This is a genomic window from Microbulbifer sp. ABH2_005 (genome assembly GCF_056160005.1).
In genome coordinates this window covers 1-496 of the sequence record NZ_JBSWWI010000010.1, presented here as the reverse complement: position 1 = coordinate 496, position 496 = coordinate 1, and the positions used below count along the sequence as shown (strand labels likewise).

The window sequence follows — 496 nt, the reverse complement described above, 5'->3', positions numbered from 1 at the left end:
TCCAACGCCCACGGCAGATAGGGACCGAACTGTCTCACGACGTTCTAAACCCAGCTCGCGTACCACTTTAAATGGCGAACAGCCATACCCTTGGGACCGGCTTCAGCCCCAGGATGTGATGAGCCGACATCGAGGTGCCAAACACCGCCGTCGATGTGAACTCTTGGGCGGTATCAGCCTGTTATCCCCGGAGTACCTTTTATCCGTTGAGCGATGGCCCTTCCATACAGAACCACCGGATCACTATGACCTACTTTCGTACCTGCTCGTCATGTCTGACTCGCAGTCAAGCGCACTTATACCATTATGCTCATTGCATGATTTCCGACCATGCTGAGTGCACCTTCGTACTCCTCCGTTACTCTTTGGGAGGAGACCGCCCCAGTCAAACTACCCACCATACACTGTCCTCGATCCGGATAACGGACCAGAGTTAGAACCTCAAACATACCAGGGTGGTATTTCAAGGACGGCTCCACAGTAACTAGCGTTACTG

Annotated in this window: 1 rRNA gene; it reads right to left on the bottom strand. The window is 53.2% G+C overall.

The window, feature by feature from the left end:
* Positions 1-496 (bottom strand): 23S ribosomal RNA (locus ACXAFI_RS20020); the annotation flags it as partial.